The following is a 12,412-nucleotide window of genomic DNA, read 5'->3' as shown; positions in this document are numbered from 1 at the left end:
CGCCGCACCGTCACTCCGCCTTCCCGTCCCGCAGCCGCGGAATGCCGAGCGGATTGCTTTCCTGCAGCCCCTCCGGCAGCAGGTCGTCCGGGAAATCCTGATAGCACACGGGCCGCAGGAAACGCTCGATCGCGGTCGCGCCGACCGACGTGACGGCCGGGTTCGACGTCGCCGGGAACGGCCCGCCGTGCACCATCGCGTCGCACACTTCGACGCCGGTCGGATAGCCGTTGACGAGCAGGCGCCCGGCCTTGCGCTCGAGGATCGGCAGCAGGCGGCGCGCGAGCGGCTTGTCGTCGGCGTCCATCTGCAGCGTGGCCGTCAGCTGGCCCTCGAGCGCGTCGAGCACGTGTGCGACTTCGTCGAGATCACGGCAGCGCACGATCAGCGATGCCGGCCCGAACACTTCGTGGCTGAACGCCGGCTCGGCCAGGAACGCCTGCGCGGCGACTTCGTACAGCGCGCCGCCTGCCTGGCATTCGGTCTGCGCCGCCTCGCCCGCGCCGATTTCGCGCACGCCCGGCAGTTCGGCCAGCTTGGCGCTGCCATTGCGATACGCGTCGGCGATGCCGCGCGTCAGCATCACGCCGGCAGGCTTCTTCGCGAGCGCCTGCGCGGCGACGGACTCGAAGCGGTCGAGGTCGGGACCGTCGACCGCCAGCACGAGGCCCGGGTTCGTGCAGAACTGGCCGGTGCCGAGCGTCAGCGAATCGACGAAGCCGGTCGCGATCGCGTCGCCGCGGGCGGCCAGCGCGGCCGGGAACAGCACGACCGGGTTGATGCTGCTCATTTCCGCATAGACAGGAATCGGCTGCGGGCGCGCGTTCGCGAGCTGCACGAGCGCCATGCCGCCCTGCCGCGACCCGGTGAAGCCGACGGCCTGCACCGCCGGATGGCTGACGAGCGCCGCGCCGATCACGCGGCCGGGGCCGATCAGCAACGAGAACACGCCGGCCGGCATCCCGCATTGCGCCACCGCGGCGCGAATTGCGCGGCCGACCAGCTCGGACGTGCCGAGGTGCGCCTCATGGGCCTTCACGATCACCGGGCAGCCGGCCGCGAGGGCCGACGCGGTATCGCCGCCGGCCACCGAGAACGCAAGCGGGAAGTTGCTCGCGCCGAACACCGCGACGGGCCCGAGCCCGACCTTCTGCAGCCGCAGGTCCGAACGCGGCAGCGGCGTGCGTGCGGGCTGCGCGGGATCGATCGACGCGGCGAGGAAGCGCCCGTCGCGCACGACGCGCGCGAACAGCCGGAGCTGGCCGACGGTGCGGCCGCGCTCGCCCTGCAGCCGCGCGACGGGCAGCCCCGTTTCGGCGTGTGCGCGCTCGATCAGCGCGTCGCCGAGCGCGACGATCTGGTCGGCGATCGCTTCGAGAAACGCCGCGCGGGCCGCGAGCGGCTGCGCGCGGTACGCATCGAAGGCGTCGCGTGCGAGTTCGCACGCGCGCTCGACGTCGGCCTGCGTCGCGACGCCGAAGGCCGGCGCATCGATCGGTGCGCCCTTCGTCGGGTCGAACGCGTGCAAGGTACCGGCCGAGCCGGCTACCGCTTCGGCGCCGATCAGCATCTCTCCAGTCAGTTGCATGGGGTGTGCTCCGTGTTTCGGGAATGATGGTTCATTGTAGCTCAACAGATACGATGTCTGCTGACATCATTTCATAAATCGTGCCGCCCGTCGATCTTGCCACACCCTGCATGAATCCCTTATTGATTCAGCTTTTGCCCACACTTTGACCAATTTGCATGGCTCATCAAGGGAAAACCCGAGGTTTCTGAGCGCGACCAACCCTCATAAACTTCCACCCATGTTATACGACGACGTACATTAAAGTGCCCAATCAAACCGCTCCTCGCGATCTTCCGATCGACCTTGCGCGCACCGCGCGCCGCACCGCCGTGCGCTACTGGATCCTGGCGATGCTGTTCGTCGTCACGACGCTCAACTATGCGGACCGCGCGACGCTGTCGATCACCGGCACGCCGATCCGCAAGGCTTTCGGCATCGATCCGGTGACGATGGGCTACATCTTCTCGGCGTTCAGTTGGGCGTACGTGCTCGCGCAATTGCCGAGCGGCTGGCTGCTCGACCGCTTCGGCGCGCGCCGCGTGTATGCGACCAGCATCTTCCTGTGGTCGGCGTTCACGCTGCTGCAAAGCACGATCGGCCTCGGCGGCAGCGCCGCGTTCGCGGTGACCGCGCTGTTCGTGATGCGCTTCGCGGTCGGCATCGCCGAGGCGCCCGCGTTTCCCGCGAACGCGAAGGTCGTCGCGAGCTGGTTCCCGACCGCCGAGCGCGGCACGGCGTCGGCGATCTTCAATGCCGCGCAATATTTCGCGGCGGTGGTTTTCTCGCCGCTGATGGCGTGGCTCACGCATGCGTACGGCTGGCACCACGTGTACCTGTGGCTCGGCCTCGCCGGCATCGCGCTCGCGTTCCTGTGGCTGCGCGTGATGAAGGATCCGGTCGACCATCCGGCGGTGAACCGCGCGGAACTCGAGCACATCGAGCAAGGCGGCGGCCTCGTGCGCACCACGGACCGATCGACCGGGGCGCGCGGCGCCGGCGCGGGAACGGCATCCGGAGGCCGCCGCGTCGCGGGCTGGTACTACGTGCGCCAGCTGCTGTCGAACCGGATGCTGCTCGGCGTCTATCTCGGCCAGTACTGCGTGAACGTGCTCACGTATTTCTTCCTGACGTGGTTCCCCATCTACCTCGTACAGGCGCGCGGAATGTCGCTGCTGAAGGCCGGCTTCATGACGTCGCTGCCGGCGATCTGCGGGTTCCTCGGCGGCGTGCTCGGCGGGATGCTGTCGGACATGCTGATCCGCCGCGGCGTGTCGCTGACGCTCGCGCGCAAGATCCCGATCGTCGGCGGAATGCTGCTGTCGATGGTGATCATCGGCTGCAATTACGTCGACAGCGAAGCGCTGGTGATCGTGCTGATGGCCGTGTCGTTCTTCGGCAAGGGAATCGGTTCGCTCGGCTGGGCCGTCGTCGCGGACACCGCGCCGAAGGAAGCGATCGGCCTGTCGGGCAGCCTGTTCAACATGTTCGGCAACACGGCCGGCATCGTCGCGCCGATCGCGATCGGCTACCTGGTCGGCGCGAGCGGCTCGTTCAACGGCGCGCTCGTGTTCGTCGGGCTGAACGCGCTCGTCACGGTGCTCAGCTATCTGGTGATCGTGAAGGACATCAAGCGCGTCGAGCTGCGTCATCGCGACGCGTGACCTTCGGCGGGAATGGCGGGAAAACGACGGCGGCCGCGCATGAGCGGCCGCCGTTCTTACATCGCTCAGGCTGCAGAATGGGCGACGCGCAGCATGTCATGCACGCCGGACGTCATCAGCGCGAGAAACGCGAGCAGGCCGACGTAGAAAAGCGCGTAGGTCGTCTTCGTCTCGACCGACGTCGTGTAGTACGCGCGGTTCTCCGGCGCGTCGGGATCGTAGCGCCACGCACGCTTCAACTGCGGCAGCGCGAGGATCGCCATCACGATCAGGAGCGGGCTCGGCCGGTACGCGAACAGCGCGATCAGCACGGGCACGCCCGCGAACCAGATGCGCGGCGACAGCACCGCCGTGATGCGCCCGCCGTCGAACGGCGACAGCGGAATCATGTTGAACAGGTTCAGGAAGAAGCCCGTATAGGCGAGCGCGAGCAGCAGATTGCTGTCGTAGTGCCGCGCGGCCGCGTAGCAGGCCAGCGCGCCGAGCGTGCCGACGAACGGCCCGGCCAGCCCGACGTACGCTTCGGTTTCGGCGTCGTGCGGCATCTCCTTCAGCTGGATCCACGCGCCGACGAACGGAATGAACGTCGGCAGCCCGACGTCGAGCCCGCGCCGCTGCGCGGCCACGTAGTGACCGGCTTCGTGGACCAGCAGCAGCGCGACGAAACCGGCTGCGAAGCGCCACCCGTAGAACAGCGCGTAGACCGCGATCGACGCCAGCATGGTGCCCGCCGACATGAGCACCTTGCCGAGCTTCAGGCCGCCGAAGATCAGCAGCAGCAGCTTCGTCATTCCTTGCGCTCCGTGCCGGACACGGCGGCTGCGTCGGTTGCATCGGCGACGACCGGCACGGCTGCCGGCTTCGGCTTGCGCCCGAAGAAGCGCTTCAGCGCCGCGCCGCCCGCCAGCAGCGCGACCGCGCCGATCTTGAAGAACTTCACGGCGAACGCGCCGATCAGCGCGAGCAGCCCGAGCTTCTTCGCGCCGACGCCGACGATCAGCGCCGCGAGCCCGTACTCGGCGACGTGGTCGGTCGACTTGTTGAAATCGGCATAGCGCTTGCCGTCGTTGAAGCGGATGTTCGCGAGCAGGCCGTCGGCCGAGGCCTTGTACTTCGGCAGATCGGCGAGCGTCGACGCCATCGTCAGCGACAGGTAGCCGTCGCGGCCGAGCACGAGCGTCCGGTAGTTCACGCCGTCGCTCTCCGCGTTCGCGGCCGCGCCCTTGTCGCGGATGATCGCGGACCACACGAGCCGGTGCGTGGCGGCGTCGTACGCGGGCGCCTGCGCCCAGCCGACCACCTCGGTCTCGGGCAGCCCGCGCTCCTTGCGCGCCGGGTTGTTTTCCTCGGTGCCGGCCTGCAGGCTCTTCAGCAATTCGTCGGGTTTCCAGTCCTTCGCGTCGTCGTCGCGAATGTAGCCGCTCGGCTCGAAGGACACGACCGAGATCCAGTCGGCGTCCGGGTCCTCGGGCAGCACGAGGCCGACCAGCTTCGATTCGTCGATCGAGTTGCCCATCGAGCGCAGGTAACGGCCGGCTTCGGCAGCCGGCACGAACGATTCGCCTTCCTTCAGCTTCAGCACGGCTTCGTGCTTGACGTCGATATCGGCCGGCCCGTTCACGACGGCCTTGTTGGCGGCCGCGGCGGCGGCCCTCATTTCGACCTGCGCGGCTTCGGTCTGCGCATGGCCGCCGGTTGCGGCGAGCGCGAGCATCGCCATGCAGGCGACGCGGACGGCGAGTTTTTTCATTGTTGGATTCCCCTGGAATGCCTTGTTGTGAATGTGCGCGGCATCCGGCCCGGGGCGTTGTGGTCGCGGGTCCGGTACCGCCTCTCAGGTGGCACGGGGGCTATGGTATCGCAGCGTCGGGGCCGCGCCGGGCACGAAATGCGGGGGCGGAAGGGCGCCTCGGGCGGCAGCGGGCGGAGTCGGCGATGCACACCCGATATACATCGATCCGGAATGCTTACGTCGCAGGTAATGTCCGGGGCGCGCGGGATTGCCTATCATCCTCGTCATGAACTCGACCGCCGCCCTTCAATCGCTCCCCCCGTCAGCCGGCCGCGCGTCCGACATCGGCTCGCTGCTGCGCACCTGGCGTCAACGCCGGCGCCTTAGCCAGATGGCCCTCGCGCTGGAGGCCGAGGTGTCCGCGCGGCACCTGAGCTTCGTCGAATCGGGGCGAGCACAGCCGAGCCGGGAGATGGTGCTGCATCTCGCCGAGCGCCTCGACGTGCCGCTGCGCGAGCGCAATGCGCTGCTCGTCGCGGCCGGCTATGCGCCGCTGTTTCGCGAGCGGCCCTTCTCCGATCCGCAGCTCGATGCGGCGCGCCACGCGGTCGAAGCCGTGCTGCGCGGCCACGAGCCCTACCCGGCACTCGCGGTGGATCGCCACTGGACGCTGCTCGCCGCGAACCGGATGCTCGGCGCGCTGGTCGCGCAGGCCGATCCGGCGCTCCTGCAGCCGCCCGTCAACGTGCTGCGCCTGAGTCTGCATCCTGACGGCCTCGCGCCGCAGATCGTCAACTGGCACGAATGGCGCGCGCATATCCTGCACCGGCTGCAACGGCAAATCGACGCGAGCGGCGACCGCACGCTGCACGCGCTGCGCGACGAGCTCGCCGCCTATCCGGCTCCGGCCGGCCAGCCCGACGATTCGCACGCGCGCACCGATTTCGCGGATATCGCCGTGCCGCTTCGGCTGAGCACGGCGAGCGGCGAGCTGACGTTCTTCAGCACGACGACGGTGTTCGGCACGCCGGTCGACGTGACGCTGTCGGAACTCGCGATCGAGGCATTTTTCCCGGCGAATCCGGAGACGGTGGATGCGATGCGGGCGCTGGCGGACGCGCTGCCGGCGCAGTAACGCCACGACAACACCGACCAGGCGGTTTCGACGCATGGATACCTGCGTCGAGTGGACGGCCTGCAAGCGAAGGTCGATGCCGCCTGTCGCGTGAGCAAATGCGTTCGGGCAGCGCCGCCCTCTCCTCGTCACCGGCCCGCCCGTGATCATCGGGCAACCGGCTGCTCGGCACGGGGAATCCCTTGCCGTTTCCTCATGCACACCCCCGAACGAATGTCCGCCGAAACATAGCGTTCAGCGGCTGCGGCAAACATGTGCGCCACTCAAACCCATCAAAATGCGTCGTCGCGACCCGAGCTTCGGATTCGCGAAGTTTTTGACGTAGCCGTGACGACAGCAAGCAAGTAACCGCAATCCGTGCCCGGCTCCCATCGCGTCGAGACCGACGAATGTTCAATTTTGTTAGTAGACCTTTCATTTTTACAGATCGAAAAATCGATGCCTGTCACGAAAGAGACACGAACGAATCGATGCGACCGGGATATCGCGAGCGGAGCCATGCAAACCGCAACACGATTTTTACATCGAGCTCAGGAAAACAAATGAACAAGCATCAACGAGGGTTGGGAAATTCCGTACAACGCGCACCGCGCAAGTCGAAGGTCGCGCTTGCCGTCACGGTCAGCGCAGCCATGGCCGCATTCGCCGTTTCCGCGCCCGCGCGAGCCGACTATGTGCAGAACGGCACGTCGACCGAAACGTCGGCGGGCTGCGTCGGCAACATCGCCATTTCGGGCAGCAGCACGTATCCGGCCGCGGCAACCGGCTGCGACAACATCGCGATCGGCACGGCGGCCGTCGCGAATTCGGGCTCGTCGACCGGCGCCTATAGCGAGACCGTCGCGATCGGCCGCATGGCGGCCGCGACCGGGACGTTCGCGACGGCCGTCGGCGGAAACGCCGTGGCAACCGGGGACCAGGCGACGGCGATCGGGACGGCTTCGAGCGCAGTTGGCACCCAGGCCACGGCGGTCGGTAACGGCGCGATCGCGAACGGCGCCACGGCGTCCGCCTTCGGTCAGGGCGCATTCGCCGTCGACCAGTCGACAGCGGTCGGCCAAAGCGCGAGCGCCACCACGACGTTCTCGACCGCCGTGGGCAAGGGCAGCATTGCAGCGGGCGGTACGGCCCTCGGCTTCCAGGCAAATGCCGGCGCGGCCGATGCGGTCGCGCTCGGTGTCGACAGCTCGGCATCCGCGACGGGCAGCGTCGCCATTGCCCGTGCGACGGCCTCCGCCGTGAACGCGGTCGCCATCGGCGAAGGGGCGAACGCCGCCGACGCGAATTCCGTCGCACTGGGCTCGAATGCGACGACGCGCGCCTATACGACCGTCAACAGCGTGGCGCTCAACGGCGTGACCTACAGCGGCTTCGCGGGCACGCCGGTGGGCGTGGTCAGCGTCGGCAGCGCGGGCGCCGAGCGTCAGATCGTGAACGTCGCGGCCGGAGCAATCAGCGCGACCAGCACGGATGCGGTGAACGGCTCGCAGCTCTTCTCGATCGCCAATCAGGTGTCGACGCTGACGACGGACCTGGCCAATCTCACGACGACCGTCGGCAAGATCTCGTCCAGCGTCCCGAGCGGCACGGTGACGGACCCGACGGACACCGCGATCGGCCCGAATACGTCGGTCACCGCGGCGAACGGCACAGCGGTCGGCAACGGCTCGAACGTCTCGGGCGACAACGGTACTGCTGTCGGCGTCAATTCCACGGTCACCGCAACGAACGGAACGGCCATCGGCACGAATTCGAAGGTCACGGCGGCAAACGGAACGGCAATCGGCACGGGCTCGAATGTGTCCGGCACGGACTCGACCGCCATCGGCACGAACAGCCGGGCCACGGCGAACAACGCGGTGGCGCTGGGCGCGAATTCGGTTGCCGATCGGGACAACACGGTGTCGATCGGTTCGCCCGGTGCCGAGCGCCAGTTGACCAACGTGGCGGACGGCACCGCGCCGACGGATGGCGTGAACGTGCGCCAGTTGAACGGGGCGATCAACTCGGTGCGCGAGGAAATGTCGAAGTACCGCAAGGACGCGAACGCGGGCACGGCGAGCGCGATCGCGATGGCGAACCTGCCGCAAGCCGTGCTGCCTGGCGAGAAGGTCGTCGCGCTCGGCGGCGGCACGTACGGCGGTCAAAGCGCCATGGCGGTCGGCTTGTCCGTTGCGACGACGAAATGGCTCGTCAAAGGCTCGGTCACGACGGCGGTATCGGGTCACGGCTCGTTCGGTGCCGGCGCGGGCGTCGGCTACCGCTGGTAATCGGGCTGCGGCAGCGACGCGTCAGGACGCTGTTCCTGACGCCGGGCGGTCAGCCATCGGCGCCACGGCGCAGATGGCTGACCGTCGTCACGTATACAGCGACGCCTGCGGCAATTCCCCCGTCAACGCGAACCGGCCGACGTCGCGCAGCCGGTAGTCGAGCGGATCGTGCAGCGTATGCGTGCGCGCGTTGCGCCAGAAGCGGTCGAGGCCGAGCGACGCGGCCGTCGCGCGCGCGCCGCACGCATCGAACAGCGCCTCGCCGTTGTCGAGCGCCGCGCGCTGCGCGACGATCTTCGCTTCCGACACCGCGAGCGCCACTTCGGCACGTTCGTCGGCCGTCAGCGCGTCGCGCCGCGTCCATGCGCGCTGCAACGCGACAGCCGCGCGATCGGCCAGCGACGCCGCCGCAACCGCCTGCACGTGCATGTTGCCGAAGCGCTGCAGCGTATAGGGATCGTCGCCCGCCTGCGCGACGCCCGAGTTGATCCACGGCCGGCCGTGCGCCAGCACGTATTCGCGCGCCTCGGCCAGCGCGCCTTCCGCAAGCCCGACGAACAGGTTCGTCAATACGAGTTGCGACACCAGCGTGCGCAGCGTCGCGCGCGGCGTCGGCGGCGTCTCGGACCGGTGCAGCACCTCGTCTGCCGCGAGCGTCACGCCGTCGAAGCGCACGCTGCCGCTGTCGGTCTGGCGCTGGCCGACGGGATCCCAGTCGTCGTTGACGGTGATCCCGTCGCGATCGGTCGGCACGACGCCGAATACGGCGCGGCCCGTTTCCGGATCGTGCGCGGACACGGTCATCCGCTGCGAGCCGCGCGTGCCCGAGCAGAATCCCTTCACGCCGTCGAGCCGGTAGCCGCCGTCCGGCGTCGCGGTCGCCACCAGCCGCGTGTCGAGCGGGTTCACCGCATTGCCCCACCACCAGCGATGCTCGACCGTGCCGCGCAGAAAGCGTTCGCGCTGCGCCGCACTGCCCCACACGTCGACGCTCACCACCTGCAGGATCTGGAACCCGACCAGATGCGCGAGCGCGCTGTCGACGCGCGCGATCCGCCGGATCGTGTCGTAGATCGCGGGCCACTCGGCTTCCTGTCCGCCGAATTCGCGCGGCACCGCGAGCGTCAGCAGGCCTGCGTCGGCGAGCCGCTGCTTCTCGTCGGCCGCATGACCGCCTGCGCGGTCGCGCGCGACGGCCGTCGCACGCAGCGCGTCGATCGCACGCGCCAGCGCATCGGCGTTGATCGCGCGTGCGTCGGCGTCCGGCGCCAGCTTCGCCAGGCTGCCAGGATCGTTCATGCGACGGCTTCCTGTGCAAGCGATGCGTGCGCAACGGCGTCGTTCGACAGCGGCACCAGCGCGCCAAGCTCACGGCCGGTCAGCCGCGACAGGATCTCGCGCCGCCAGTCGTCATCGATCGCGCGGTATTCGGCGATATCGGCACCGAACACGTGCGCGGTATGCGCGTATTCGTCGTGCAGATAACCGTCGAGCCGTGCCTGCGTTTCCTCGTCGGCAGCGATCACGCGATCGATCAGCGCCTCGCGCTCGACGGCCGGCAGCGTCTTCAACCTGTCGAACCACCACTGGACGATCTGCACGCGATGCCACTCCTCGTCCGGGCGAATCCGGTTTTCGCCATGCTCGCGCATCGCGCCGTCGGCGATGCGGCCGGTCTTGCGCTGGATCCACAGCTTCGCGAGGATGTGCAGTTCGTAATGCCATTCGAACGCGAGAAAGCCCGCGACGTCGCGCACCGCGATATCGCCGATGCGTTCCCAGTGCGCGGCGACGAGCCGCTCGACTTCCGGCAGCGGATCGCGGCCGGTCAGTTGGGTCACGCGTTCGCGACCAATCACGGCGTGCGCGCCGTCGTCGCCGAGCTGACGCGACAGGATCAGCTGGAAGTGCGGGTCGTCGCGGAACAGCGTGTCGATCGCCTTCGCGACGACCTGAACGATGAACAGGTCGTGCGACGCCATCTTCGTGTAGTAGTCGGCGACGGCGGCCAGTTCGTCTTCATCGCGCGGCTCGCGCGGCGGTGTCGCCAGCTTGTCCGGGAAGCCGGGACGATGACGTCGCGCGACGTCCAGAAACAGCGCTTCCTCGAATTGCCCGTTCCATTCGCGCGGCGCGCCGGTGGGTAAGGTCATGGGTATCGTTCTCTCAGGGTCTTCAATGAAAAGAGCCGGCGCTCGTGGCGCCGCTCAGGTACGCCGGGTCACGCGTCGGACCAGGCGGTCGCCCGTGATTTGCACGGCCGAAACGAGTGCGATCAGGATCACGATCACTGTCACCATGACGGTAGTGTCGAAGCGCTGATAGCCATAGCGGATCGCGAGATCGCCGAGCCCGCCCGCGCCGACGGCGCCCGCCATCGCGGTCGAGCCGATCAGCGCGACGACGGTGATCGTGAAGCCGCCGAGCATGCCGGGCAGCGCCTCCGGCAGCAGCACGTGCCACACGATGTGACGGCGTTTCGCGCCCATCGCGAGCGCGGCCTCGATCAGCCCGCGATCGACTTCGCGCAGGCTCACCTCGGCAATCCGCGCGAAGAACGGAATCGCGGCGATCGACAGCGGCACGACGGCCGCCCACACGCCGATGGTCGTGCCGATCAGCACGCGCGTGAACGGCAGCAGCGCGACGAGCAGGATGATGAACGGCGTCGAGCGGAACACGTTGACGAGCGCGCCGAGCACCGCGTTCACGCCGCGCCGCGCGTAGATGCCGCCGGGCGCGGTCGTCACCAGGATCACCGCGAGCGGGATGCCGATCAGCGCGGCGATCGCGGCCGACGCGGCGACCATCGACAGCGTGTCACGGATCGCGTCGAGCAGTTCGGGCCACCAGAGTTCAAACATAGCCGAGCACCTCCGCGTGGTTCGCGTGGCGGCGCGCGCGTTCGAGCAACGCGGCGACCGCGCCGCCGCGAGCCGGCGACTGGCCGGCTTCATCCGCGCGCGGTGTGGCCGCGATCACGAGCCGCCCCTGCGCATGCCCCTGGATCCGGTCGATCCCGCCGTGCAGGAAGCGCACGGAGCCGCCGAGCGCCGCCGCGAGCGCACCGACGTCCGGCTCGCCGCCGCTCTCGCCCGTATAGCGGACGTCGAGCACGACCTGCGCGCCGTCGGGCAGCGCGGCCTGCTCGGGCAACGGCCGCACGCGCGCGGCCAGGTCGGCCGGCAGGTCGTGCACGATCGTGCTGAGCAGCGCACGGGTCGCGCCGTGGCGCGGATCGCCGAACACGCGCCACACGGGGCCCGTTTCGACGACCTCACCCTGTTCGATCACCGCGACCGTGTCGCACACCGCGCGGATCACTTCCATCTCGTGCGTGATCAGCACGATCGTCAGCCCGAGGCGGCGGTTGATGTCGGCAAGCAGCGCGAGGATCGACTGCGTCGTCTCCGGATCGAGCGCCGACGTCGCCTCGTCGCACAGCAGCACCTCGGGATCGTGCACGAGCGAACGGGCAATGCCAACGCGCTGCTTCTGCCCGCCCGACAGGCTGGCAGGATATGCGTCGCGCTTCGAGGTCAGTCCGACGAGTTCGAGCAGCGCTTCGACCTTGCGCACGCGCTCGGCCTTCGGCACGCCGGCGATCTTCAGCGGCAGCGCGACGTTCTCGAACACCGTCTTCGCGGACAGCAGGTTGAAATGCTGGAACACCATGCCGGTGCGACGCCGCAGCGCGACGAGCCCGTCCTCGTCGAGCGCGCCGACATCGACGCCCTGCACGCACACGCGGCCCGAACTCGGCCGTTCGAGGCCGTTCATGAGCCGCAGCAACGTCGACTTGCCTGCACCGCTGCGGCCGATGATCCCGAACACCTCGCCGCGCCGCACGTCGAGCGTCACGTCGCGCAGCGCGGCGGCCTGGCCGCGCGGCGTCGCGAACACCTTGCCGACGTGCGCGAGCGACACGGCGACTCCGTCAGCACGTCCGGCCGCTTCGTCATGCGCCCCATGTGCGTGCGCGCCTGCGCCGGCCCGCACGGCCGAAGCCTCGATGAAACCCAGCGTATCGAACAATTGCGTCAT

The 12,412-nt window shown here is 68.7% G+C and carries 10 protein-coding genes; 3 read left to right on the top strand and 7 right to left on the bottom strand.

Translation table 11 applies throughout. The annotated features are described in order from the left end of the window. Positions 1 to 10 precede the first annotated feature (10 nt). Positions 11 to 1,588, bottom strand: a complete 1,578-nt coding sequence (locus ACT2FV_RS11470) for an aldehyde dehydrogenase (NADP(+)) (protein WP_444503874.1) — start codon at positions 1,586 to 1,588, stop codon at positions 11 to 13. Between the two features lie 245 nt (positions 1,589 to 1,833). Between ACT2FV_RS11470 and ACT2FV_RS11465 the strand changes: the two genes are divergently transcribed. Then, positions 1,834 to 3,231 carry an MFS transporter gene (locus ACT2FV_RS11465; RefSeq protein WP_151048064.1) on the top strand — a complete coding sequence of 466 codons (1,398 nt, stop codon included), beginning with the start codon at positions 1,834 to 1,836 and terminating at the stop codon, positions 3,229 to 3,231. A gap of 65 nt (positions 3,232 to 3,296) precedes the next feature. On the opposite strand, the gene ACT2FV_RS11460 is transcribed toward ACT2FV_RS11465, so the two are convergent. Continuing rightward, the gene (locus ACT2FV_RS11460; protein ID WP_059508586.1) at positions 3,297 to 4,022 is read right to left on the bottom strand and encodes a site-2 protease family protein; all 726 of its coding nucleotides are present in this window, start codon (positions 4,020 to 4,022) and stop codon (positions 3,297 to 3,299) included. Continuing rightward, on the bottom strand, positions 4,019 to 4,981 hold the full coding sequence (locus ACT2FV_RS11455) for a DUF2167 domain-containing protein (protein WP_444503873.1): 963 nt from the start codon (positions 4,979 to 4,981) through the stop codon (positions 4,019 to 4,021). The genes ACT2FV_RS11460 and ACT2FV_RS11455 overlap by 4 nt, the downstream gene beginning before the upstream one ends. A 268-nt stretch (positions 4,982 to 5,249) precedes the next feature. On the opposite strand from ACT2FV_RS11455, the gene ACT2FV_RS11450 reads away from it, so the two are divergent. Next, positions 5,250 to 6,098: a helix-turn-helix domain-containing protein gene (locus tag ACT2FV_RS11450; RefSeq protein ID WP_444503872.1), complete on the top strand. Its 849-nt coding sequence runs from the start codon at positions 5,250 to 5,252 to the stop codon at positions 6,096 to 6,098. Positions 6,099 to 6,640: 542 nt separating this feature from the next. Continuing rightward, positions 6,641 to 8,368 (top strand): YadA family autotransporter adhesin, encoded by a 1,728-nt coding sequence (locus tag ACT2FV_RS11445; RefSeq protein WP_151048068.1) that lies wholly within the window; start codon positions 6,641 to 6,643, stop codon positions 8,366 to 8,368. 87 nt (positions 8,369 to 8,455) lie between these two features. On the opposite strand, the gene ACT2FV_RS11440 is transcribed toward ACT2FV_RS11445, so the two are convergent. Genes ACT2FV_RS11440 through ACT2FV_RS11425 form a run of 4 tightly spaced genes read right to left on the bottom strand, consistent with a single transcriptional unit; the run spans position 8,456 to position 12,412 of the window. Then, the gene (locus ACT2FV_RS11440) at positions 8,456 to 9,667 is read right to left on the bottom strand and encodes an acyl-CoA dehydrogenase family protein (RefSeq protein WP_444503871.1); all 1,212 of its coding nucleotides are present in this window, start codon (positions 9,665 to 9,667) and stop codon (positions 8,456 to 8,458) included. Next, positions 9,664 to 10,521 carry a hypothetical protein gene (locus ACT2FV_RS11435; protein WP_444503870.1) on the bottom strand — a complete coding sequence of 286 codons (858 nt, stop codon included), beginning with the start codon at positions 10,519 to 10,521 and terminating at the stop codon, positions 9,664 to 9,666. Before ACT2FV_RS11435 ends, ACT2FV_RS11440 begins: the two co-directional genes overlap by 4 nt. Before the next feature lie 54 nt (positions 10,522 to 10,575). Continuing rightward, entirely contained in the window at positions 10,576 to 11,232 is a 657-nt protein-coding gene (locus ACT2FV_RS11430) for a methionine ABC transporter permease (RefSeq protein ID WP_047902352.1), read from the bottom strand. Continuing rightward, positions 11,225 to 12,412: a methionine ABC transporter ATP-binding protein gene (locus ACT2FV_RS11425; RefSeq protein ID WP_444503869.1), complete on the bottom strand. Its 1,188-nt coding sequence runs from the start codon at positions 12,410 to 12,412 to the stop codon at positions 11,225 to 11,227. The genes ACT2FV_RS11430 and ACT2FV_RS11425 overlap by 8 nt, the downstream gene beginning before the upstream one ends.

It is taken from the genome of Burkholderia sp. PR2 (assembly GCF_052372875.1).
GTDB lineage: Bacteria > Pseudomonadota > Gammaproteobacteria > Burkholderiales > Burkholderiaceae > Burkholderia > Burkholderia diffusa.
This window is presented reverse-complemented; position numbering and strand designations above follow the sequence as displayed.

Bases quoted from the DNA above. Each gene is read 5' to 3' on its own strand.
- ACT2FV_RS11470 (WP_444503874.1), bottom strand. From the start codon at position 1,588: ATGCAACTGACTGGAGAGATGCTGATCGGCGCCGAAGCGGTAGCCGGC.
- ACT2FV_RS11460 (WP_059508586.1), bottom strand. From the start codon at position 4,022: ATGACGAAGCTGCTGCTGCTGATCTTCGGCGGCCTGAAGCTCGGCAAG.
- ACT2FV_RS11455 (WP_444503873.1), bottom strand. From the start codon at position 4,981: ATGAAAAAACTCGCCGTCCGCGTCGCCTGCATGGCGATGCTCGCGCTC.
- ACT2FV_RS11450 (WP_444503872.1), top strand. From the start codon at position 5,250: ATGAACTCGACCGCCGCCCTTCAATCGCTCCCCCCGTCAGCCGGCCGC.
- ACT2FV_RS11445 (WP_151048068.1), top strand. From the start codon at position 6,641: ATGAACAAGCATCAACGAGGGTTGGGAAATTCCGTACAACGCGCACCG.
- ACT2FV_RS11440 (WP_444503871.1), bottom strand. From the start codon at position 9,667: ATGAACGATCCTGGCAGCCTGGCGAAGCTGGCGCCGGACGCCGACGCA.
- ACT2FV_RS11435 (WP_444503870.1), bottom strand. From the start codon at position 10,521: ATGACCTTACCCACCGGCGCGCCGCGCGAATGGAACGGGCAATTCGAG.
- ACT2FV_RS11430 (WP_047902352.1), bottom strand. From the start codon at position 11,232: ATGTTTGAACTCTGGTGGCCCGAACTGCTCGACGCGATCCGTGACACG.
- ACT2FV_RS11425 (WP_444503869.1), bottom strand. From the start codon at position 12,412: ATGACGCAATTGTTCGATACGCTGGGTTTCATCGAGGCTTCGGCCGTG.